18 protein-coding genes and 3 pseudogenes are annotated in these 22,302 nt (G+C 69.4%); 16 read left to right on the forward strand and 5 right to left on the reverse strand.

From position 1 onward, the window contains the following. The first annotated feature begins 16 nt into the window (after nucleotides 1–16). From ACIRYZ_RS36695 to ACIRYZ_RS36755, 13 genes and pseudogenes are all read left to right on the forward strand, one after another. Complete coding sequence (locus ACIRYZ_RS36695) at nucleotides 17–670, forward strand: DUF4158 domain-containing protein (protein WP_402952675.1); 654 nt, start codon at nucleotides 17–19, stop codon at nucleotides 668–670. A 1,118-nt stretch (nucleotides 671–1,788) separates the two neighbouring features. Then, nucleotides 1,789–2,631 (forward strand): annotated as a pseudogene (locus ACIRYZ_RS36700) (Tn3 family transposase); the annotation flags it as partial. 154 nt (nucleotides 2,632–2,785) lie between these two features. Beyond that, a pseudogene (locus ACIRYZ_RS36705) lies at nucleotides 2,786–2,992 on the forward strand (site-specific integrase); the annotation flags it as partial. Nucleotides 2,993–3,181: 189 nt separating this feature from the next. Further along, nucleotides 3,182–3,784 carry a tyrosine-type recombinase/integrase gene (locus ACIRYZ_RS36710; RefSeq protein WP_402952702.1) on the forward strand — a complete coding sequence of 201 codons (603 nt, stop codon included), beginning with the start codon at nucleotides 3,182–3,184 and terminating at the stop codon, nucleotides 3,782–3,784. Continuing rightward, nucleotides 3,781–6,126: a tyrosine-type recombinase/integrase gene (locus ACIRYZ_RS36715; protein ID WP_402952677.1), complete on the forward strand. Its 2,346-nt coding sequence runs from the start codon at nucleotides 3,781–3,783 to the stop codon at nucleotides 6,124–6,126. The genes ACIRYZ_RS36710 and ACIRYZ_RS36715 overlap by 4 nt, the downstream gene beginning before the upstream one ends. Nucleotide 6,127: 1 nt before the next feature. Then, nucleotides 6,128–6,610, forward strand: a complete 483-nt coding sequence (locus tag ACIRYZ_RS36720) for a protein-tyrosine phosphatase family protein (RefSeq protein ID WP_402952678.1) — start codon at nucleotides 6,128–6,130, stop codon at nucleotides 6,608–6,610. 87 nt (nucleotides 6,611–6,697) lie between these two features. Next, entirely contained in the window at nucleotides 6,698–7,012 is a 315-nt protein-coding gene (locus tag ACIRYZ_RS36725) for a Tn3 family transposase (protein ID WP_402952679.1), read from the forward strand. A 209-nt stretch (nucleotides 7,013–7,221) separates the two neighbouring features. Then, nucleotides 7,222–7,707, forward strand: a complete 486-nt coding sequence (locus ACIRYZ_RS36730) for a hypothetical protein (protein WP_402952680.1) — start codon at nucleotides 7,222–7,224, stop codon at nucleotides 7,705–7,707. Nucleotides 7,708–7,811: 104 nt separating this feature from the next. Further along, nucleotides 7,812–10,496, forward strand: coding sequence for a hypothetical protein (locus ACIRYZ_RS36735; RefSeq protein ID WP_402952682.1), 2,685 nt, complete (start codon nucleotides 7,812–7,814; stop codon nucleotides 10,494–10,496). Between the two features lie 238 nt (nucleotides 10,497–10,734). Further along, entirely contained in the window at nucleotides 10,735–11,649 is a 915-nt protein-coding gene (locus ACIRYZ_RS36740; protein ID WP_402952684.1) for a recombinase family protein, read from the forward strand. Between the two features lie 199 nt (nucleotides 11,650–11,848). Beyond that, the gene (locus ACIRYZ_RS36745) at nucleotides 11,849–12,337 is read left to right on the forward strand and encodes a hypothetical protein (protein WP_402952685.1); all 489 of its coding nucleotides are present in this window, start codon (nucleotides 11,849–11,851) and stop codon (nucleotides 12,335–12,337) included. Nucleotides 12,338–12,614: 277 nt separating this feature from the next. Beyond that, nucleotides 12,615–12,920, forward strand: coding sequence for a hypothetical protein (locus ACIRYZ_RS36750; protein WP_402952687.1), 306 nt, complete (start codon nucleotides 12,615–12,617; stop codon nucleotides 12,918–12,920). Nucleotides 12,921–13,133: 213 nt separating this feature from the next. Further along, nucleotides 13,134–13,658 (forward strand): hypothetical protein, encoded by a 525-nt coding sequence (locus ACIRYZ_RS36755; RefSeq protein ID WP_402952689.1) that lies wholly within the window; start codon nucleotides 13,134–13,136, stop codon nucleotides 13,656–13,658. 66 nt (nucleotides 13,659–13,724) lie between these two features. Here ACIRYZ_RS36755 and ACIRYZ_RS36760 read toward each other — a convergent pair whose 3' ends face one another. The 3 genes from ACIRYZ_RS36760 to ACIRYZ_RS36770 form a co-directional block, all read right to left on the reverse strand. Next, entirely contained in the window at nucleotides 13,725–14,732 is a 1,008-nt protein-coding gene (locus tag ACIRYZ_RS36760; RefSeq protein WP_402952691.1) for a hypothetical protein, read from the reverse strand. Nucleotides 14,733–15,283: 551 nt separating this feature from the next. After that, the gene (locus ACIRYZ_RS36765; protein ID WP_402952692.1) at nucleotides 15,284–15,610 is read right to left on the reverse strand and encodes a helix-turn-helix domain-containing protein; all 327 of its coding nucleotides are present in this window, start codon (nucleotides 15,608–15,610) and stop codon (nucleotides 15,284–15,286) included. Next, nucleotides 15,607–16,686 carry a tyrosine-type recombinase/integrase gene (locus ACIRYZ_RS36770; protein ID WP_402952694.1) on the reverse strand — a complete coding sequence of 360 codons (1,080 nt, stop codon included), beginning with the start codon at nucleotides 16,684–16,686 and terminating at the stop codon, nucleotides 15,607–15,609. Before ACIRYZ_RS36770 ends, ACIRYZ_RS36765 begins: the two co-directional genes overlap by 4 nt. A 115-nt stretch (nucleotides 16,687–16,801) precedes the next feature. On the opposite strand from ACIRYZ_RS36770, the gene ACIRYZ_RS36775 reads away from it, so the two are divergent. The 3 genes and pseudogenes from ACIRYZ_RS36775 to ACIRYZ_RS36785 all read left to right on the forward strand — a co-directional run. Continuing rightward, entirely contained in the window at nucleotides 16,802–17,713 is a 912-nt protein-coding gene (locus ACIRYZ_RS36775; protein ID WP_402952704.1) for an SDR family NAD(P)-dependent oxidoreductase, read from the forward strand. Between the two features lie 801 nt (nucleotides 17,714–18,514). Further along, nucleotides 18,515–20,176, forward strand: a complete 1,662-nt coding sequence (locus ACIRYZ_RS36780; protein ID WP_402952696.1) for a hypothetical protein — start codon at nucleotides 18,515–18,517, stop codon at nucleotides 20,174–20,176. Nucleotides 20,177–20,239: 63 nt separating this feature from the next. Further along, a pseudogene (locus ACIRYZ_RS36785) lies at nucleotides 20,240–20,782 on the forward strand (IS701 family transposase); the annotation flags it as partial. Between the two features lie 26 nt (nucleotides 20,783–20,808). Here ACIRYZ_RS36785 and ACIRYZ_RS36790 read toward each other — a convergent pair. Both ACIRYZ_RS36790 and ACIRYZ_RS36795 read right to left on the reverse strand, forming a co-directional pair. After that, nucleotides 20,809–21,813, reverse strand: a complete 1,005-nt coding sequence (locus ACIRYZ_RS36790; protein WP_402952697.1) for an IS3 family transposase — start codon at nucleotides 21,811–21,813, stop codon at nucleotides 20,809–20,811. 20 nt (nucleotides 21,814–21,833) lie between these two features. Then, complete coding sequence (locus tag ACIRYZ_RS36795) at nucleotides 21,834–22,133, reverse strand: hypothetical protein (RefSeq protein ID WP_402952699.1); 300 nt, start codon at nucleotides 22,131–22,133, stop codon at nucleotides 21,834–21,836. Nucleotides 22,134–22,302 lie beyond the last annotated feature (169 nt).

The following is a 22,302-nucleotide window of genomic DNA, read 5'->3' on the forward strand; positions in this document are numbered from 1 at the left end:
GGCATGATGCGGGGCCATGGGGCGGCAGCCGGTAGGCATGGACGAGCTGGTGGAGCACTGGACGGTGCTCGATGACGAGGCGGACCTGGTCGCGGGGAAACGCGGCGGGACGCGCGTGGGCTTCGCGCTACTGCTGAAGTTTTACACCCGGTACGGCCGGTTCCCGCGGGGCCGGGTGGACTTCCCGGACGAGGTGGTGGAGTTCGTCGCCCGGCAGATGAACGTGCTGGCCGCCGACTTCGAGTCCTACCAGTGGACCGGCAGCACGATCGAGTACCACCGTGCCCAGATCCGCGAGCACCTGGGCTTTCGGGTGTGCTCGGTGCAGGACGCGGAGAAGCTGACGGGCTGGCTGGCCGGCAACGTCGCGCACGCCGAGCGGAACCCGGACCGGGTGCGCGAGGAACTGTTGAAGCGGTGCCGGGAGGAGTTCATCGAGCCACCGGCGCCGGACCGGATCACGCGGATGGTCCGCTCCGCGCTGCACACCGCGGAGGAGACCTGGTTCACCACCGTCTTCGCCCGGTTGCCCGAGCTGGTGCAGGGGCGGGTGTTGGCCCTGGGGCGACCGCGCCGGAGGAGAGCGGGGCTGGCGCCGAGCAGGGTGACCAGGAGAGCCAGGACGAGGAGTCGGTGCTGGCGCTGGTCAAGGCGATGCCGGGCAACGTGAGCCTGGAGTCGATGCTGCGGGAGATCCGCAAGCTGACGGCGATTCGGGCGATCGGCCTGCCGGCCGGACTGTTCGCGGACGTGGCGCCCAGGGTGCTGACCGGCTGGCGGCAGCGGGCGGTGGTCGAGTCGCCCTCCCACCTTCGCCGCCGGTCGCCGGAGTCCGCGGTGACCCTGCTGGCCGCGCTGCTGGTCGAGCGGGAGCGGGAGGTGACGGACTGCCTGGTGGACCTGCTGATCGCCACCGTGCACCGGATCGGCGCCCGCGCCGAGCAGAAGGTGACCAACGAGCTGATCAACGCCTTCAAGCGGGTCTCGGGCAAGGAGAACCTGCTGTTCCAGATCGCCGAGGCCTCGCTCGCCACCCCGGGCGGTGAGGTCCGCGAGGTGGTGTTCCCGGCGGTGCGCGGTGGCGAGCAGACGCTCAAGGAGCTGGTCCACGAGTACCGGACGAAGGGCCCGGTGTACCGGCGCACGGTGCAGACCACGTTGAAGGCGTCCTACACCAACCACTACCGCAAGGGCCTGATCGAGCTTCTGGGGGTGCTGGAGTTCCGCTCCAACAACTCGGCCCACCGGCCCGTGCTGGATGCGCTCGCCCTGGTCGAGCGGTACGCGAAGGCCGGGAACACCACCTACTACCCGCTGGGCGAGAGCGCCCCGGAGCACCGAGGCACCAAGGGGCAGTGGGCGGAGCTGGTCTACCGGGCGGACAAGCGCGGCCGGCGCCGGGTGGTGCGGATGGTCTACGAGGTGGCCACCTTCCAGGCCCTGCGCGAGCAGCTGCGCTGCAAGGAGGTGTGGGTGGTCGGCGCCGGCCGGTGGCGCAACCCGGACGAGGACCTGCCCAGCGACTTCGAGGCCCGCCGGATCGAGCACTACCGCGAGCTGCGCAAGCCGCTGGACGGCGCCGTGTTCATCGACCAGTTGCGCGGCGAGATGACCGAGGCCCTGGCCAGCCTGGACGCGGTGGCTCCGGGGCTGGACTGGTTGGAGATCAAGGAACGCGCCGCCGGGGCGATCAAGTTCACCGGCCCGGAGGCGCAGGAGGAGCCTCGCAACCTACGCCGGATCAAGGCCGAGGTCGGGCGGCGCTGGAGCGCGGTGCCGCTGATCGACATGCTCAAGGAGGCGATCCTGCGCACTGGCTGCTTGAAGGCGATCACCTCGGTGGCCGGGTCGCGGACGCTGCCGGAGGAGGTGCTGGCCGAGCGGCTGATGCTGGCGATCCACGCGTACGGCACCAACACCGGCATCAAGTCGGTGGCCGGCGGCGAGCACGGGCACACCGAGGAGGAGATCCGCTACACCCGGCGCCGCTACCTCACCCTGGAGTCGGCCCGCCAGATCACGGTGGAGATCGCCAACGCCACCTTCGCCGCCCGCGACGCGGGCCTGTGGGGCGCGGGATCGACCGCGGTGGCCTCGGACTCCACGCACTTCCGCTCCTGGGACCAGAACCTGTTCACCGAGTGGCACTCGCGCTACGGCGGCCGGGGCGTGCTGGTGTACTGGCACGTCGAGCGCGGCTCGGTGGTGGTGCACTCCCAGACCCTGCGAGCCTCCGCCTCGGAGGTCGCCGCGATGGTCGAGGGCGCGATCCGCCACGGCACCACGATGAGCGTGGAGGGCAACTACGTCGATTCCCATGGCCAGTCGGAGATCGGGTTCGGGGTAACCAGGCTGCTGAACGTCGACCTGCTGCCCCGCATCAAGCAGATCAACCGGGTCAAGCTCTACCGCCCGGCCGCGGGCGAGCCGGGCGCCTACCCGAACCTCGCGGCGGCGATGACCCGCCCGATCCGCTGGGAGGTGATCGCCGCCAACTGGGACCAGGTCATCAAGTACGCCACCGCGATCCGCACCGGCACCGCCTCCACTGAAGCGATCCTCTCCCGCTTCACCCGCGCCGCCTCCCACCCCGCCTACCAGGCGATGCTGGAGATCGGCCGCGCCCAGAAGACCATCTTTGTATCAGTTACGTGGAATCTGACCGCAGCGGAGATCATCTCCGTGCGGTACAACCACGGACTGAGGAGATGTGTTGGGCACGGTGGTGCTGGCGGAGAAGTGGCCGGTGCTCGGCAGGCACGAGCGGGCGGCTGGGTGGTTGCAGGTGTGGACCGATCTGGGCCGTGCGCCCCGGACGATCGACGCGTACGCCCGGGGGCTGGCCGAGTACCTGGAGATGTGCGAGCGGGAGAACGTCGACCCACAGACCGCCAACCGAGCACACATCGCCCTCTATGTACGGGAGTTGACCTCTCGGCCGAGTCGCCGAGGTGCGAACGTCGTCTCGATCGACTCGGGCTCGGGCCTGGCCAACGCCACCATTCAGCAGCGCCTGGTGCCGGTCCGGCTGTTCTACGACTTCCTCATGGAGGACGGGCAGCGCGACTCCAACCCGGTCGGCCGGGGCCGCTACACGCCCGGCCGCCGACGCGGCGGGCACGAGCGCGGCCTCGTGCCGAGGCTCACGAAGCTGCCCTGGATACCCACCGAGCAGCAGTGGATGGACGTCCTCGCGGTCGCCGCCGAGGAGCCGGTCCGCAACCGCGTGATGCTCGCTCTCGCCTACGATGCCGCACTGCGTCGTGAGGAGCTGTGCTCGCTGCGTACCGACGACCTCGACCCGGCCCACCGAACCCTGCGGGTTCGGGCTGAGACGACCAAGAACCGGCTGGAGCGCGTCGTGCCGTACTCCGCGCCGACCGGCATCCTGTTGTCGGGCTACCTCGCACACCGGTCCGGAATCAGTCGGGCCCGCGGGCCGCTGTTCCTGTCGGAATCCCGGCGCAACCACGCCCAGCCGCTGAGCCTGTGGACTTGGTCGAAGGTGGTCCGCCGGATCGCACTGGCCGCCGACGTCCCGCGGTTCTCCACCCACACCACGAGACACCTGTGCTTGACCGACCTGGCCCGGATGGGCTGGGAACTGCACGCCATCGCCACCTTCGCCGGCCACCGCCACACCGACTCCACCCTCACCTACATCCACCTCTCGGGCCGGGACCTGGCTGACAAACTCAGCCGCGGCATGGAGCAGATCCACGGCTGGCGGGTGCAGATGCTGGCCCGCTTGGGCGAGCAGGCGACCGGGACGGCCGCGCTGTGACCGTGGTGATATCGGCGGCCGTCACCGAAACGGCCGCGGACCCCTGCTGGCCATGGCCCATCGACCTGGCCCGATACGACCGCCGACCTGAGCTCAGCGAGCGCGAGAGCACGGCACTGGCCAGCCTGGGCTGGCAGGTCCGCCGGCGCCGCGGCTACGACCCGGACCGGGTTGAGTGGCGGGCGATCGACCGACTGCTCCGCCCGCTCGACGACGCGCGAGCCTCGCTGCGATGGTGCCCGGACACGCCCGCCCACCGCCGCTCGGTCACCGACGCCGTCGGCCTGATCCTGCGGCGCTGCTTGGAGGACGGGACGTCGTTCTGGGCGTGGTCGGCAGACGACTGGGTCCGCCTCATCGGCCCTGGCCACAAGGAGTTCGAGGCCGCCTGGCCCGGGTGGATCGACGGCACGGTCCGGCCCTACGTGGCCGCGTTCGCCTACCTGCTCGGCGGCTTCACCGACTTCCATCGCATCGGAGGGTTCATCCGCCGATCGCTGGCCTGGCGGGTCTTCGGCCAGGAACCGGTCGAGGAGGCGATTGCGCAGGTGGCTGCCACTCTCCAGGGCTGGGGCTACCACCCGTCGAACGGAGCCTTCGGCCAGTTCCGCACCGTGCTGGTCCAGATCATGCTCATCAACCGCAGTCCGCTCCTGCAGGACATGACCACCGACGCCTTGGAGCGAGTCCGCGAGAGCCCCGCCCTCCCATACGGGGCACGGCGCGGCAATCTGCACGGTGTTCACCGGGCGATAGCCGCTCTCGGCTACGCCGACCCGCCGCCCAAGCCCGTCCACGGCGTGATGCCCGACCTCGAAGGCGTCCCCGAGTCCTGGGCCGCGGCGGTGGAGCGCTGGCACGACACATCCACGCTCACGCCGAAGGTCAGAGGTATGTTCCGCTCCGTCATGGCCAAGGCGGGCCGGTGGCTGGCCGCCGAGTGCCCCGACGTCGTCGAACCCGCCCAGTGGACGCGCGAGACCTGCGCGGCCTGGGTGGCGGCGCTGGACCGGATGACCGTCGGCGAGTACGTGCAGCGCCAGGCCGGAGTCGACAAGCGCGGCGGCGAACCGCTCTCGCCCCGCACGAAGGCCGGCTACCTCACCGCGACCAGGACGTTCTTCCGGGACTGCCAGGAGTGGGAGTGGATTCCCCGCCGGTTCGATCCCGTTCGCGCGCTGGCCACCCCCAGGAGCGTCGCGGCGCTGATCGGCCCCAACCCCCGGGTGATCGCCGACGACATATGGGCGAAGCTGTTGTGGGCCGGGCTCAACGTCGATCCCGAGGACTTCCCGACCAACACCTACGGGCTGTGCTATCCGATCGATCTCATCCGCGCGGTCACCCTGACCTGGCTGTTCAGCGGCCTGCGCAGCGACGAGATAGCCCGCCTCCGCATGGGCTGCATCCGCTGGCAGCACGACGGCTTCCCCATCCCCGGCGACTCCGACGAGGTACTGGCGCGGGACGCCGTCTGCCTGCTGGACATCCCCACCCACAAGACCGGCACCTCGTTCACCAAGCCCGTCGATCCTCTGCTGGGCAAGGCGATCGAGGCGTGGCAGGAACTCCGGCCGCAGCAGCCGAAGATGCTGGACCGCAAGACCGGTGAGCAGGTGGACTTCCTGTTCGCGCACCGGGCCAAGCGCCTCGCGAAGACCTACATCAACACCGCGGTCATCCCATCGCTCTGCCGCAAGGCCGGCGTCCCGACAGCGGATGTCCGGGGCAACATCACCAGCCACCGGGCCCGCTCCACCATCGCCAGCCAGCTCTACAACGCCAAGGAGCCGATGACGCTGTTCGAGCTGCAAGCCTGGCTCGGACATCGCTCACCGCAATCCACCCAGTACTACGCGAAGATCACGCCGAACACGCTCACGAAGGCGTACACCGAGGCCGGATACTTCGCCCGCAACGTCCGCACGGTCGAGGTCCTCCTCGACCGCGACGCCATCACCTCCGGGGCCGCGGCCACCGGCGAACCATGGCAGTACTACGATCTCGGTCACGGGCTGTGCTCCTACTCGTTCTTCGAACAGTGCCAGCACCGGATGGCCTGCGCCCGCTGCGACTTCTACACCCCCAAGGAATCGACGAAAGCCCAACTCGTCGAAGCCAAGGCCAACTTGCAGCGCATGCTCGTGAGCATTCCGCTCACTGAAGAGGAACGCGCCGCCGTCGACGACGGCCAGAGCGCCCTCGACCGCCTTCTCGAGCGCCTCGCCGAGGTGGCCACCCCAGCCGGCCCGACGCCGAGCGAGCTCCGCGCCGAACCCGGTCGACCCCTGCCCCTGACTGTCCGATCACCACCTGACTCCACCGACCGAAAGTGCTGCTGACATGCAACCCGCCCTCTTCACCATCGACCTCCCCGGCCCGGGACGACTGAGCACCATGGCCAGACCCCGTGGCAATGACTGGCTTGAAGACGAGATGGCCGCGCTGAAGAACTGCGGCGTCGACGTCCTGGTCTGCGCGCTCACCGGCCCCGAACTCGACGAAATCGGCCTCGCAGACGAACCCCGGACAGCCACAGCAGCTGGGCTGCAGTTCGTCGCGATACCCATCCCCGACCGCACCGTCCCCGACCGCACCGCGATCCTGCCTACTCTGCACAAACTGACCGAACAGCTACACGACGGCGCGCACGTCGTCACCCACTGCCGAGCCGGCATCGGACGCTCGTCCCTCCTCGCGGCCGCACTCCTCATCCTCAAGGGCGTCGATCCCGACAGCGCCTGGAACCACATCGAACGAGCCCGCGGACTCGCTGTCCCAGACACCGCCGAGCAACGAGAGTGGACGATGGGACTGCTCAAATAGCCACGAAGTTGACAAATCAGATTCCACAGAATCGCCCGCTACCTGCGCGACCGCGCCCTGCAGCGCGAGATCGAGGAGGGCCTGAACGTGGTGGAGGCCTGGAACCGAGCGAACGCGGTGATCTACTACGGCAAAGGCGGGGAGATCTCCAGCAACCGGCGCGAAGAGGTCGAGATGGCCGCGCTGTGCCTGCGCATCCTCCAGGCGTCCCTGGTCTACGTGAACACCCTGATGCTGCAGGCCGTCCTGGCCGAACCCGAGTGGGCCGGCCTGCTTGGCCCGGCCGACCGACGCGGCCTGACCCCGCTGTTCTGGGGCCACGTCCGCCCCTACGGCGAGGTGAAGCTCAACCTCGCCTCCCGCCTTCAGATCGGGGGCGCCGACCTGGGCGACCTGGGCTGATCGGCCCGCCAGTCAGACCAGTGCCCTTCCACGTCGACGGGCCGCCACAGCGCACGGCGACGACCTCCGTCGGCCACCGTGCAGCAACTGCGCACCGCGCTGGCCGCCCTTTGGCGCTGCGTACATGTAGACCTTCTCGTGTTCGGCCTTTTCTCCCAACGGGTAGCGGGTACGGTCGGATGCAACGTCAGTAGGGAGCTGGGGGTTCGGTGACGGGCATAGAGATCGCGGTCGGGTACGTGTTCGCGTGGGCCCTCCGCAAGGCGAAGCGGGTGGTCGGCCGGGCAGACGCGGAGGTCGACCGCACGCTGGACACGGCGATGGACCGGCTCCACGACCTGGTCGGCCGCAAGCTAGGCGAAGACCCGGCGTTCAAGAAGCTGGCCGAGGAGGCCGAGGCGGGGCAGGACAAGCCGAGCGACCGTACCCGCCGGCGGGTGCAAGATGCACTGGAGGAAGCCGCCGAGCAGGATCTCGGCTTCGCCGAGGCCCTGGACCGCGCGGTGAAGCAGCTGCAGGGCCTCGACCGCGCGTCCCGCGCATCCGACGGGGTATCGGCCGGGGACGGCGGACAAGCCGCAGGCGAGAATGTGATCAACTACAACCACGCAGAGGATGGCTCGGTCGCCGCTGGAGTGGTCCAGGGGGGTGTGCACTTTGATACCCCTCGCAGGCCGGATCCGTCAGAGGGCTGAGCGGACCGGGTAACAAACAGCCCACCACCTCGGGAGTACCTCCCACCGCTTCCCAATCGGGAGGTGCGATCACCCACGCCGCGGGCGGCAGCGTCGCCGTCGGGATGGCCGATCACGTCCACGTGTACCTTCCCCAGGCTCGGAGCAACCCCCGCCCCGATCGGCCCCGGCCAATCCAGGAGTGGCAGCCCCAGCAACTCGGCGTTCACCCTGCCATCCACGGCACCAACCCGCCTGACGACGACCACGAGTTCGTCCTCCCCTCGTATCTCGAACGCGACCACGACCAGCAACTGCGCGCTCGCCTGCGTAACGCGGCCAGCGACAAGCAGGCGGTGTTCGTACTCGTACGTGGGTCGTCGTGTGTTGGTAAGAGCCGCACCGCCTTCGAGGCCGTCCGCGCCTGCCTGCCCGACTGGCAGCTCGTCTTTCCCAAGAACGCCAAGGGTCTCCTCAATCTGCTCAACGCCGCTGCCCTCGCCCCGCGCACCGTGCTGTGGCTCAACGAAGCCCAGAACCACCTCGACGGCCCAGACGGAGAGGAGGCCGCCGCCGCACTGCACAGCCGCATGGAGGAACCCGGCCCTCTCGTGATCCTCGGCACGCTGTGGCCCGAGTACCACCGCGACCTCACCGCCACCCCTCAGCCCGGCCAGCACACTAGAGGCGCCCACCCCAGTGCCCACGCCCTGCTTGACCAGGCTGTGCTCGTCGACGTCCCACCAAACTTCACCACGAAGGTCCTTGGCACCCCGAGCGTGAAGTCCGACCCCTCGCTGGCCGCGGCCGTGGCCACCAGCAGCGGTGGGAGGATCACTCAGACCCTCGCGGCCGGCCCGCAACTGGTCGACCACTACGAAATCCCCACCGACCCCCACGGCCCATACGGCCGCGCCGTCATCACTGCCGCCATGGACGCCCGGCGCCTCGGCCACACCTCACCCTTGCCTGCTGCGCTCCTCGAAGCTGTCGCCCCCTGCTACCTGACCGACGAAAGTCGCGCCACCGCCCCCGACACCTGGTTCGCCGACGCCCTCGCATACGCCCGGCAGAACGTGCGGGGCGTGGCGGCGGCCCTGGAACCCGTCGCCAACCCCGACGGCATGGGCGCCCTCCCCGGCGTCTACCGCCTCAGCGACTACCTCGACCACCACGCCCGTATAACCCGTCGCTACACCTTCCCGCCGGAGTCCTTCTGGACTGCGGCCCGGGATCACGCAGCCACCACAGCGGACCTGATGGCGTTGGCAGACGCGGCTGGTTTACGGCAGCGTGACCGTATCAGCGCCCTCCTGTACCGGCGGGCCGCCGACGCCGGGAACGCCAGGGCGCTGACGAAACTGGCGCAGATGCGCGAGGGTGCCGGGGACTTCGAGGAGGCGAAGGGGCTGTACCGGCGGGCCGCCGACGCCGGGAACACCCAGACGCTGGCGCAGATGCGCGAGGGTGCCGGGGACTTCGAGGAGGCGAAGGGGCTGTACCGGCGGGCCGCCGACGCCGGGAACACCGGGGCCCTGACGGAACTGGCGGAGCTGCGCGAGCGGGTCAGGAACATCGCGGAGGCGGACAGGCTGTACCGGCGGGCCGCCGACGCCGGGAACACCCAGACGCTGACGGAACTGGCGGTGATGCACGAGCGGGCCGGGGACATCGCGGAGGCGGAGCGCCTCTACTTGCAGGCCGCCGACGCCGGGGACACCACAGCCCTGACGACACTGGCGCATATACGCGAAGATGCCGGCGACTTCGAGGAGGCGGAGAGGCTCTTCTGGCGAGCCGCCGACGCCGGGGACACCCGGGCCCTAACGGAACTGGCGGAGCTGCGCGAGCAGGCCGGGGACATCGAGGGGGCGAAGGGGCTGTACCGGCGGGCCGCCGACGCCGGGAACACCCAGGCACTGACCGAACTGGCGCAGATACGCGAGGGTTTCGGCGAAGTCGAGGAGGCGGAGTGGCTGTACCGGCTGACCATCGACGCCGGCGACACCAGGGCCCTGATGCTGCTGGCGAGACTGCGCCGACGGGCCGGGGACGTCGAGGAGGCGCAGAGGCTGTACCGGCGGGCCATCGACGCCGGGGATACCCGGGCCCTGCCGGTACTGGCGCAGATGCGCGAGCAGGCCGGGGACGTCGAGGAGGCGCAGAGGCTGTACCGGCGGGCCATCGACGCCGGGAACACCACGACGGCCCTGGCAGCACTGGCGCAGATACGCGAGGAGAACGGGGACCTTGAAGGGGCGGAGCGAATCCTCTTGCAGGCCGCCGACTCCGGGAACATCACGGCCCTGACGGAATTGGCGGGGCTGCGCGAGCGGGCCGGCGACCGCGAGGAGGCGGAGCGACTGGCCTGGCAAGCCGCCGACTCCGGGGACACCCGGGCCCTGCCGGCACTGGCGCGGATGCGCGAGCGGGCCGGGGACATCGAGGAGGCGCAGAGGCTGTACCGGCTAGCCGCCGACGCCGGGAACACCCGGGCCATGGCGGAACTGGCGGTGATTTGCGTGGTGCGCGGCGATTTCGAGGGGGCGGAGCGGCTGGGCCGGCGGGCCGCCGACGCCGGGGACACTCAGGCCCTGACGGCATCGGCGATCATGTGCGAGCGGCTCGGCGACATCGAAGGGGCGGAGCGGCTGCACCGGCAGGGCGTCGAGATCGGGAACGCCTGGTACTCCGATCTGGCCGTGCGTGAAATAAGGCGACTGCGCGAGCGGGCCGGCGACACCGAGGGCGCGGAAAGGATAAGGCGATTTGGTCTGGAGGCAGACGGTTCTCCAGCCCAGCCGTGGTAGCGCACTCAACGCCGTCCCGCGAAGAGCGCGCTCCGCCGACGAGACTCCAGGGGGCGTAATTGGTCGATTCCGCCCCCAGGCGCAGATCCAATCGGATCGGCCCCCCGACCTGCCGGAACCGGCCGCCTATCCAATCGAATCCGGTCCACCGTTCCACCTCCCCATTCCGCCCCCGCTAGGGTGGCCCGCGGACACCGCCGGGCCCTTCCCGGCCCACCCGGGGGAAGGCGAAGAGCGCATGGTCGACCGGCTCTACCTGCGGCACTCCACCGACAAGCAGACCGACGCCCGCCAGCGCCACGCCCTGGCCCCGCTGCTGGCCGCCGGCGCCCCCGTCTACGAGGACCCCGCCACCTCCACCCGGCAGCTCTCGCTCGGCCGCGCCGGCTTCACCCGGCTGCTGAACGAGGCCGCCGTCGGCGACACCATCCGCATCGCCGACGCCGCCCGGCTCTTCCGCTCGGTGGCGGACATCCTCGCTCTGCGGCCGGTGCTGATCCGCCGCGGCCTGCACCTGCGAGTCGAGTCCGGGCTGCTGTCTGGCATCGACCTCGCCTCCAACGACCCCGGCACCAAGATGATGGTGAACGTGCTCGCCGCTGTGCTGGAGTTCCAGCGCGACATGATCTCGGAGAACACCCGCGAAGGCGTCGCCGCCGCCAAAGCCTCCGGCAAGACGCTCGGCCGCCCCGCCTCGCTCGACCCGGACCAGGCGGCGAAGGTGGTCGAGGCGTTCGGCGAAGGCACCGCCGTCAAGGCCCTCGCCCGGCAGCACCAGGTCGACCCGAAGACGATCCGCCGCGTCCTGGACGCCGCCGGAGCCCGTGAACTGCCCGAGCTGCTCGACGTCGCCCCGGACCCGACCGCCGAGCAGCAGCCGGAACCGGACCCGGTGATCACCCTCGATCTGCCTGGCCTGCTCGCCGACCACCTGCTCGCCGGCGGCGACGAGACCGTCCGCGCCGCGCTCGCCTCCGGCCGAACCATCCGCCGCGGCCAGGGCCGCTCCCTCCGGATCACCGCACCGCTCGAACTCCACCGCACCGCGCTGCAGCAGGCCGCCACCCTCGCCACCGAATCCGCCAGCTCCGCCGAGCGCAAGGCTCACCGGGTCTACGCCACCCGCATCACGGCCGCGGCGACTGCCCCCTGAGCTCCAGAGCCGCGAGCGGGCTTACCGCTAGCTCTGCCTGATCGATCCCCGAGGCCGGCGTCGGTCCGGATGCCCGATCGGTTCTCAAAACTCGTTCTCACTCAAGTGGCGGCGGATCCCTGTTCTGGGCGGCCTTGCGTGAACAGGGCGCCCCCCGGGGAGGCTTGACCATGCGACCCCGCAGCTGCTTGGAGGAACCATGCCCCAACCCGCACGACTGATCTGGACCAACAACCACGACGACCCGGCTGGTACCACGCTTACCGGGACCGGCCACTCGGAGCCCATCGACTTGACCCAGACGGAGGCAGTCTTCTTCTCCCTCGTCGTTGGCAACCCACCAAAGGACATGTACGCGGGGGAAGCAGATGGGCGGGAGCATGACCACCTGACCGTGACCTTGCAGGTACAGGACGCCAGCGGCACCTGGCTCCCTGTCGTGCACCTGCGGCCCGCCGGGATTGGGGCCCGGCCCGAGCACCCGATGCACTCCGAGCCTCACAAGCCCCACAGCCGCGCATCCGTAGGGCTGTTCCTGCCCGACAGCAGCCCTCACCAGTCGAGCGTCGTGCCAATGGTCCTCCCGCCGACCGCGCGAATCCGCTGGGATGCCTACCGAGAGCTCCAGGGCCGCGTGTTGAATCCCGCGTCGTTCCATCAGACCGTGATCTCCCTGTACGGGCGCTGACTCCTTCGCCCCAGAGCACTGCGCACACAGCGCGAGCAGATTATGCAGGCATACCGGGCCGGGCACGAAGACCAGCCCGGCCGAGCGCAAGGATCACCGGGTCTACGCCACCCGCATCACGGCCGCAACCTGATCATCAGTGGCTTACCGCTAACCACGTCCTGATTGATCCCCGAAGCCGGTTAAGGCCCTCGCCCGGCAGCACCAGGTCGACCCCAAGACGATCCGCCGCATCCTGGACGCCGCCGGCGCCCGAGAACTGCCCGAGCAACTCGACGTGCTCCCGGCCGACCTCGGCGAGCAACCCGCGCCAGCGTCAGACCCGGACCTGGTGCTCGACCTGCCCGGCCTGCTCGCCGACCACCTCGCCACCGTCGGCGACGAAGCCGTCCGCCGAACGCTCGCCTCCGGCCGAACCATCCGCCGCGGCCAGGGCCACTCGCTCCGCATCACCGCCCCGCTCGAACTCCACCGCGCCGCGCTGCAGCAGAGCGCGGCCCTCGCCGCCGACACAGCCGGACCTGCCGAGCGCAAGGCCCACCGCGTCTACGCCGCCCGCATCACGGCCGCCGAGAGGCCGTGAGCTCGCTCGTTTGGGGCTGGTGACATGGTCGTTAACGGCACCCCGAGAGGCCCGCGGGTTCATGGAAACTGAAGGGTTCTCAGCCGGAACCTGAGGATGGGCTGTCGTGTTTCCGTGGGATCGGCCTTCGGGTTCAGGCGAACACGCGGGTGAGCGCCGTGCGGACCGCCCCTGGGCAGCTTTCTGGGGAACGGTGCTGGCATCGTAAGAGTCATGACACCAGTAGGAACGACACCGGAACCGGAAACCTCGATGCAGAGCGGCCTCACGACTCTGGGGGAGGTGGCGTGCCGCTATCAGGCAGATGAGATCCGCCCGGAGGACCTGCCGATGATCGCTGCTGAGGCACTCGCGGCCGGGCTGGACACCCCGACGCTGTGTGAGCTCGCCGGTTGGCCGCGCAACGCGAATACCCACGACATCCGCAACGCGTTCGAGCAAGCACTCTCCGAGTCCGGGATCGAGTTGCCCGATCCGGGCCTGGCGCGGCGCCACGCCCTGCGCCGACTGGCGGCGAGACTCGTCAATGGAGAAATCGCTCCCGCCGACCTGGCGACGGACGACTGGTGGGAGACAGAGGTCGAAACCGTGGAGGAGCGATCCTTCGTGCGGCTGATCCCGCAATGCGTGTGCTGCCTTGAGTACACGTTGAGGCTTGACCAGCAGACGTGGGCAGCCGAGCTGCGGATCGCCGCGCTCGCCCTGACATCGTCTCCACCGATCGGCCCTGGTTGCTGACTCTGCCGTGATGGCACGCTCACCCTCGCCGATGACGTAATCCCGGTGGAGCGGACTTCACCGAAGTCACTGTTCAGCGTCCTGGCCCAACAGCGCCCGTGCGGAGTCCGCGTAGCGGATGGCGGTCTTCTCCGCCAGGCCGAACACCTCTGCGAGGTGGAGCGGGTCGGGGCCGTGGACGAGGGCTTCTTCAAGCTGGCGGTCGACGCGGAGCCGTTCCAGGGTGGCCCTCTGGCCTCGAAGCGCGGCGGAAACGGAGACGCCGCTGATGGGCCCGGTCTCCAGCGCGGTCTGCTTGTTGATCAGCAGGTGCGGGTTGGCGGTGTCGGGCCAGCGTCGTCGCCGGTGCTCCAGCCAGGCGAGGGCGAGTTGCAGGGTGAGCTCGTCCAGAGGGCGGACGCGGCCGTCGATGACGAGCCGACGGTTGCCGATGTCGAGGTCGTCGAGCTGGAGGCGGCGGATCGCGCCGGGCCGGGCGGCGTGGATGGCCGCGAGGGCGAGTATCAGCCGGTCGGCCGGGCGGGTCACCGCGGCGACGGAGGACCGGACGTCCTCGGCTTCCAGCGGCTGGATGACACCGCTCTCCTGCTGGCCGACCCGAATGCGGCTGGTCGGGTTCTTGAAGATCGTGCCGTTCTTCTTGGCCCGGGCGAACAGGGACCGCAGGGCGACCAGGGTGTGCTTGCGCTTCGAGCCATGGACGGTGGCCAGGTGGGCGAGAACGTCGTCGCGGGTGACCTCACGCAGGTGGTCGTAGCGGCCGGACCACTCCAGCAGCACCGGCCGCAGCCGGTTGAGATAGCCCCAGACGGTTGCCACGTCCCGCGGCTGGGACCGCGGGCCGCCGTCGTGCAGGAGCCGGGCCCAGTCCTGGACATCTCGCCGGATGCCACCCGCGAGGCCGTCGAGCTTGGACTCCAGCCAGCGGTCGAAGGAGGACGGCCGGTCGTCGAGGAACACGCCGATGAGGCCTAGCACCTCCGCCGTGCGTTCGACACTGAGTCCACGAGACCGCAGCGCCGGGAACATCTCGGAGTGCCGGACGACGTCGCCGCCGGTGTGACCGGACAGCACGATGACCAGGGCCCGATCGACGTCCAGGCGAACGCCTCGGGGCCAGCCGTGGGCCTCGCCGAGGCGGTGGGCGGTATGACGGGCCCAGGCCAGCCAAGGGTTGTCGAGACGTACGTGCTCCCGTCGGTCGAAGCGGGTGAAATCGCGACGGGCCTCGAACAGAGCCGGTTGGACCCAGCCGCAGGCCGGCGGACGTGCCGGGGCCGGGTCGGGAAGCCGCGGCCGTCCCCGGCGCTTACCACGCGGAGGGCCCGGACACCGCGGACGGTGGAGGTTGATCAGGAACAGCTGGTGATGCCGCACCTTCTCCAAGTAGGGCTGCAACACAGTGACTTCACCCTTGGCATCCTGGCTCGCCTGGTGCCAGCACAGCCGGCAGTAGCCCTTCTTCAACCGCACCACCCGGTGGCAGCCACTGCACTCGGTGGGCTCCTCGGTGCGGCGGAAGCTCTGGCACGCACTACAAGCGCGGCCGGGCAGCACTCCCCAGCCGAAGCAGTCCGGGCAACTGGTCGGCGGCCTGCACCTGCGCGCCGGCAGAACGTAGGCCATCACATCGGAGAGAGCGAGCGCCCATCACGGCGACGGGGAACCACCGTCGGCCTCGCCACCGCAGCGACAGCGACTTGCTCGGTCTCCTGCTGCCCGGGACGGGGGACCTTCTCCGGCTCGGGCAGCAGCAGATCGCCGATCTCGCAGCCGAGCACGACGCAGATCACGTCCAGGTCCTCCAGCTTGAGGGAGACCGGTTGGCCGGACCACAGGCCGGACATCTTCCCGGCCGAGATGACCAGCCCGTGCTCGGCCAGCATCCGCTGCAGCTCGGATGCCTTCCAGATGCCCTTGTTCGCGGCGGTCAGCCGCAGGTTCCACTTCATCCCATCAGTCCTTCCAGTCGCTTCGCAGCCCGTTGCTGCCCGGCGAGCCAGGCGTCTTCCACCCTCGTCTGCTGGACGTGGACGTATCGCATCGTCGTGGCGATCCAGGAATGTCCCAAAACCTCCTGAATTGCGAGCAGGTCCAGGCCGCCCGAGTAGAGCTCGGACGCGCAGAAGTGCCGCAGGACGTGCGGCGTCAACTTCTCAGCCCAGACGGGAAGATGAGCCGCGACGGCGGCGGCCAGACCGTTCCGCAGGGCGTCGTCGCCGACCCGGCGCGAGGACCCGTCGGCGCATCTGCGCTCGGACGGGAACAGCGGGGCGCCGGGGCGGGTGTGGTCGTCGTCGAACTGGCCCCAGACGTCCTCGATGAACCACCGCAGCGTCCGGTCCGCTCCGTTGATCAGCGGCACCATCCGCTCGCGCGGCCCGGAGCCGCGGACGCCCTTGCCGAGGCGGACGTGGAGCTTGCCGAACCGGCCCAGGTGCCACTTGATGTCGCCCAGGTCGAGGCCGCACGCCTCGCTCACCCGCAGTCCGACTTGCGACATCAGCTTCGCGGCGGTGTAGTTCCTCGCGGTCGGGGCGAACTTGCGGCAGGTCGCCAGCTCGCCGCCCCAGCCGGTGAACAGCCGGCCGACCTCCGGCGCGGTCGGCGGGATCCGCAGCTGGGCGTCCTTGGAGCCGCGCGGACGGTTCATCTCGTCGATCGGGCACTCGACAACCCGCCCGGTCATCCGGTGGATCTCGACCTTGTGCCGCAGCTCCAGGAACAGGAAGTACGTGCTCAGCGCCTGCGAGCGGGCCAGCCGGGTGCCGCTGGGCGAGCCCCGCAGAACCCGCCCGAAGTAGGTGTCCGCGTCGGCCGGCTCCATGTCCCACAGCGGGCGGCCGAACCAGGTCCTCACCTGCTCCAGGTGCCCAACGTCCCCGCGGATCGTGCCGTCCGTCAGCCCGGCCGAGGCCCGCGCCAGCACGAAGCCGGCCAGCACGTCCGTCTCGAACCGTTCCAGCTCCTCCGCCGAGACCGGATCCCGGTACTCGCGCAGGTCCCGCACTACCGCCAGCGCCGACAACCCACGCCTCCTCGCCTTCGACCAGACCGCAGATCGGTCGCACGAGCTGAGAACGCTTCAGGAATCCCGAAGTTACGTCACTGCCGAGCAGAGCACTCGAAGGGGGAAGAAGCCGCTGGCCACGGCCTCGGGCACTCAGCAGGGCTCAGGAGAACTCGCGGGATGTCGCACAATCGGGATCGAAACGGCCCGCACGTTGACCGCAGCTGGGGCACAGGTGACGCTCGCCGTGCGGAACACGGCAGCGGGTGACGCCGTCGCCGCAACGATCGAGAGCTCGACCGGAGGGATCCGCCCCCGAGTCGTCCGGCTGGACCTCGCCGACAGGGCCACCGTCACATCGTTCGTCGACGCGTGGAGCGGCCCGCTTCACCTGCTGGTCAACAACGCGGGCGTGGTCACCGGCGGCCTCGAACGAACCCGCGAGGGCTGGGAGTTGCAGTTCGCGACGAACCACCTGGGCCACCTCGCACTCGCCATCGGTCTGCACGACGCCCTGACCCTCGGAGCGTCCGAGCGCGACGGGGCACGGATCGTCTCGGTCAGTTCGACGGCGCACATGCGTTCCGGCATCGACTTCGACGACCTCCACTTCGAGCGGCGCAGCTACGACCCGCAGATCGCCTACGCCCAGTCGAAGACGGCGAACTCCCTGTTCGCCGTCGAGGCGACCCGCCTGTGGGCGTCCGACGGCATCGTCGCCAATGCGGTGAACCCCGGCGGGGTCGCAACGGGTCTGCAGCGGAACTTCACCGCGCAGCAGAGGCAGTCACTCGATGCGGCCGAGGCCGCCGGAGTCTTCACGTACAAAACGGTCCAGCAGGGAGCCGCCACCACCATGGTCGCGGCCGTCGCCTCGCAGTTCGCCCACTCCGGAGGCCACTACCTCGATGAGTCGCAGGAGGCCTACACCGTGCCGAACGACGCCGACCTCGCGCAACATCCGCACGGTGTCAAGGAATGGGCGCTCGATCCCGCTGCCGCCGAGCGTCTCTGGGCGGTCTCGACCGACCTGCTCCGCACCTGACCTCTCGACGCCGTGACACCCCGCGTCCGATCTTCCCCCGGCAGCGACGAGCCGACCGCCCCCGGATTCCGCAGAAGCCAGGCGCACTGAGAATCCCGCGTCGAGTTTTCTCACTCCACCTGGCAGCCCCGCAGCTCAGCCCAAGATCCACGGACAGACTCAATGCGACGGGACACCCCTGGCTCGAGGCTGTCTCGTAACTCGGCTGGCGGCAGGTGCCCGCCGGTCGGCGGCGGTGCGGGATGATCGTGCCGTGCCGCGGTAGGCGCCGCCGGCCAGCGCGATCGCGTCGCCGCAGGCGGTGGCTGGGCCCCAGATGATCGACGCGATCGCGCGGGAGTTTCCAGGCCGGCCTCGGTTTCAGCCGCCGGGGGCTCTGTTCGGGCCAGTTATGCAGAATCGTGGTTCCTGGACCGCCCGCCGGGACGATTCTGTTGGTGCTACCCCAAGTGGTAGCACGGACCTGGGAAATGACACGCCGGTCGAGATGCCGCTTGAAGAGTTCGTACAGGCGGAAGGGGCAGCAGTGCGGCGATGAATTCATGAGCGTCTGCTGAGGTGCCGGCGGGAGCCGGTGTCGAGCCCTTATGGCACCTGCACCGGCTCCCAAGAGCCGCGACGACTGACGAACGAGCCGTACCGACGGTCACCGGCGGCGTACGCCTACCGCTGACTCTGTCGGCTGTCCGCTTGAACCGCTGCCACCGCACTGACCCAGCACCTGCAGCACCGAGCCTCGACTGCGCGTCTTCTGCCGCATTGTGTGAAGCGCCGGAGTAGGGAGTCCTGATCGTGCCGTCCTTGCTGAACTACGCCATCCTCGCCGACCCGACCTCGCTCCAAGCGTCGCAGCCCGGGGCGCCGTCCGTGGGAACGGTGTACGTGATCGTCTCCAACACCCACCAGTCCGAGGTGCGGTGGGATTTCATCGATGTGGAGATACCGGTCGGCAGCGGCCCCAACGACCTGACGGGTAGTCCCACGGCGATCAGCGCGAGCATCGAAAAGGACTACACGGTCAACCGGGAGCCGGAGCCGACCTTCGACTGGGACAGTACCCTCGGCCGCTTCCGGGCGCATGACCCCTCCGGGGGCAGGCTGACCCTGCCTGAGGAGGAGTCGCTGGTCCTGAGACTGGAGAACATACCGGTTTCCGACATGGCGGGGCTGGTTCGCCTGAAGATCTACGAGCGCTCCGGCGGCGGCGACAGCAACCTCCCCATTCGGCGGGCGAACTTCATCACCACTCTCGGGCTGGTGAAGCAGGCTCCGAAGATCCCACGCAACTTCCGCCCGGAGAAGGACTCCCTGGTGGATGTGGACGCGGGCCAGAACGTCGTGCTGAAGTGGGAGGGGCCGGACAACCTCGACTACTGGATCCGCGATCCGCAGGGGAACGAGGTGCTCGTCCAGTCGGCGGTCCAGGGGCCGCGGGTGACCCAGCGACCCTACACCTGGTCACCCCCCTCCGCGCCGAGGCGAGGCACCACCTACACCCTCATCGCCGGGACGACCACCGCCGCGCAGCAACACCACGGGTACTTCCTCACCACCACGGTCCACGCACTCGTCCCCGAGTTCGACAGCGGGACGCGCACTCCGTGGGTCGAGCAGGCGCCGAGCAAGAGCCGTGCCACCTTCTCCGCGGCCGGGATGGAGATCCACAATGGGGCCGGCGCCCTGGGAACCGTCACGGCCGACAGGGTCGACGTGGACCGCGTGGACACCAGGGCTGTGCACGGCCGCACCGCCAGCGACGGATGGATCGACTTCCCGCAATCGGGCCTGAACGTGCATCAGGGCGGCTCGACGCAGCTGGGCACCCTCTCGGCCGAGAAGGCCGAGGTGGACCGTGTGAACACCAGGGCTGTGCACGGCCGCAACCCCAGCGACGGATGGATCGACTTCCCGCAATCCGGAGTGGACGTACACAAGGACGGGCAGCAGGGGCGGGGGACCGTCTGGGCCGACAGGGCGGACGTGAACGGTGTGAAGACCGCGTGGGTGCAGGGGCCGAGCGACAGCGACGGGTGGATCGAGTTCCCGCCGTCCGGGCTGAACGTGTTCCACGGCCAGGGAAGGGACTGGGGGACCGTCTGGGCCGACAGGGCCGACCTGAACAGCGTGACCACACACTGGACAGAAGGGCCGGACGGGAAGAAGAGCCGCATCACCTTCACCGAAACGGGCGTGAAGATCACCGACCCCGAGAAGAAGCGGGGCACTGTGGTCGCCGGCGAGACCAACGTTCGCAGCGTGGTCACCCCCTGGGTGTCAGGTCCCCAGGAGGGAGCGGGATGGATTGCCTTCCCGAATGAGGGGGTGGACGTGTGCCGGGATGGTCGGGTTACCTTCGGAAGGATCCGATTCGCCTCGTATGAGGAAGTGACGCATGAGGGGACCGGGCGCCCGTTGCACCGAAGGCTGCCCCCTTACGAATGGCCGCCGCGGTCCGGGAACTAGTACTGCAACGACACTCCGTGACCTGTGGCGCGTTGGCTCGTTCAGCCGTCTGTGCTGGAAGAGATAACTGACGGATGGTCAGACGAATTTGGCGACTTCGTGGCGCGGTTCGCGGGCCGCTTCGGGCGCGTGGAGCCTCGGCGGCGGATGGTGTCCTACCTGCGCGGACTGCTCGGAGAAGCAGAGCGGAAGAACGGCTGGACCCTGGCCGAGGCCGCCGGCGACAGCGGCCCCCAGGGGATGCAGCGGCTACTGAAGCAGTACCTGTGGGACGCGGACGCCGTGCGCGACGACGTGCGCGATGCCGTCGTAGAACTACTCGGGGACCCCGAGCACGGCATTCTCATCCTCGACGAGACCGGATTCCTGAAGAAGGGGACCCAGTCGGCTGGTGTGGCCCGCCAGTATTCCGGAACGGCGGGCCGGATCGAGAATTCCCAGGTCGCGGTGTTCCTGGCGTACGGCTCCGGCCGGGGACGGGCGCTGATCGACCGCGAGCTGTACCTGCCGAAGGACTGGACCTCGAATCGTGAACGGTGCCGATCCGCGGGTATCGGAGACGACGTCGAGTTCGCCACCAAACCAGACTTGGGACTGCGGAAGATTTCAAGTCCAGTGAGACGGTCGTGACGCTATGAGGTTTGTGGTGCGGGTTGCCTGCGTTTGGCCGGGTCGTTGATCCACGCCGTCTGCGGGATCTCGGGTGGTCTGGGGCGGCGGCCGAAGCGTTCGGGGTGCCGTGCGTAGGCCTCGGCGAGGGTGACGGCCCGCTGGTCGCGGATCTCCTCGGCGGTGCCGAAGTGGACGCTGGCGGGCGTGTGAAGTCCGATACCCGAGTGCCTGTGCTCGTGGTTGTAGTACGAGATGAAGGCGTCGAACCATTCGCGGGCGTGGGCCAGGGAATCGAACCGCTCAGGGTAGTCGGACATGTACTTGGTGGTCTTGAACTGGGCCTCGCTGTAGGGGTTGTCGTTGGAGACCTTGGGGCGCGAGTGACTCCGGGTGACGCCGAGATCGGTCAGCAGTTGGGAGACCTTCTTGGAGGTCATCGAGGTGCCGCGGTCGGCGTGCACGGTCTCGGAGACGATGCCGTTGCGCGCGATGGTCTCGCGGATCAACTCCTCCGCCCGCTCGGCTGACTCGGCCGCCTCGACGGTGTGGCCGACGATGTAGCGGCTGAAGATGTCGATGATGACGTAGGCGTGGTACCAGATGCCCTTCCTGGGGCCGGCTGCCTTGGTGATGTCCCAGGTGAACACCTGGGAGGGGCCGTCGGCGACCAGTTCGGGCACCGTCTTGGCCGGGTGGGTGGCCTGGCGGCGACGCTCGCCCGACTGGCCCCGCTCGCGCAGGATCCGGTACATCGTGGAGACCGAGCAGTGGTAGCGCCCGGTATCCAGCTCACGGGCCCAGATCTGTGCGGGCGGCAACTCGGCGTACTCGGGGCTGTTCATCAACTCCAGTACGGCGTCACGCTCTTCGGCCGTCAGAGCCGACGGCTGACCCCGAGGTGTTCTTGGCGCGCGGGCGGGTGGCGGCTTCAGCCTGCGGTAGTGGGTGGCCCGGGACCGGCCGGTCAGCCGACACGCGGCCGCGATGCCCAGCTCGTGTTCGACGCCGGCGAACGCCTCGTCCACGACCGGGTCGGCGGCGTGCTTCAGTCCGCGCCCTCGGAGATCATTTCCAAGAGCGCCGACGCTTTTCCCAGGACCTCCGGCGCGGCCTTGTTCCGGGCGAGCTCCTTCTCCAGCCGTTCCACCTGCCGACGCAGCTTCTCGTTCTCGACCTCGGCGGCGGACTTCTTCGGGCGGGCCGGGCTCGTGCGGCGGTCGACCAGGTTGTCCAGGGCCCCGGCATCGCGCGCGGCTCGCCACTCGGTGACGTGCGAGTGGTACAGGCGCTCACGGCGCAGAACCGCACCCTTCTCGCCCTCGGGCGCGGCGTCGTACTCGGCCACGATCCGCAGCTTGTACTCGGGACTGAAGGACTCCGTTGGGAAATTCGCAAACCGGGCTGGGTGATCAGGCTGCCAGGTCGAGTGCGGCGAGGTGCGAGATTCGTGTCTTGCCGAGTGGTGTGTCGGTGAGCCAGGCGTCGAGGCGGATGAGGTTGATCGCGGTGGCGGC

Origin of the sequence: Kitasatospora sp. NPDC101155, from assembly GCF_044768305.1 — a bacterium.
In the GTDB taxonomy this organism is placed as follows: domain Bacteria; phylum Actinomycetota; class Actinomycetes; order Streptomycetales; family Streptomycetaceae; genus Kitasatospora.

What these genes read in the sequence shown, in the direction of transcription:
- ACIRYZ_RS36695 (WP_402952675.1), top strand. Translation starts at nt 17, where the DNA reads ATGGGGCGGCAGCCGGTAGGCATGGACGAGCTGGTGGAGCACTGGACG.
- ACIRYZ_RS36710 (WP_402952702.1), top strand. Translation starts at nt 3,182, where the DNA reads ATGGACGTCCTCGCGGTCGCCGCCGAGGAGCCGGTCCGCAACCGCGTG.
- ACIRYZ_RS36720 (WP_402952678.1), top strand. Translation starts at nt 6,128, where the DNA reads ATGCAACCCGCCCTCTTCACCATCGACCTCCCCGGCCCGGGACGACTG.
- ACIRYZ_RS36735 (WP_402952682.1), top strand. Translation starts at nt 7,812, where the DNA reads ATGGCCGATCACGTCCACGTGTACCTTCCCCAGGCTCGGAGCAACCCC.
- ACIRYZ_RS36740 (WP_402952684.1), top strand. Translation starts at nt 10,735, where the DNA reads ATGGTCGACCGGCTCTACCTGCGGCACTCCACCGACAAGCAGACCGAC.
- ACIRYZ_RS36745 (WP_402952685.1), top strand. Translation starts at nt 11,849, where the DNA reads ATGCCCCAACCCGCACGACTGATCTGGACCAACAACCACGACGACCCG.
- ACIRYZ_RS36755 (WP_402952689.1), top strand. Translation starts at nt 13,134, where the DNA reads ATGACACCAGTAGGAACGACACCGGAACCGGAAACCTCGATGCAGAGC.
- ACIRYZ_RS36765 (WP_402952692.1), bottom strand. Translation starts at nt 15,610, where the DNA reads ATGAAGTGGAACCTGCGGCTGACCGCCGCGAACAAGGGCATCTGGAAG.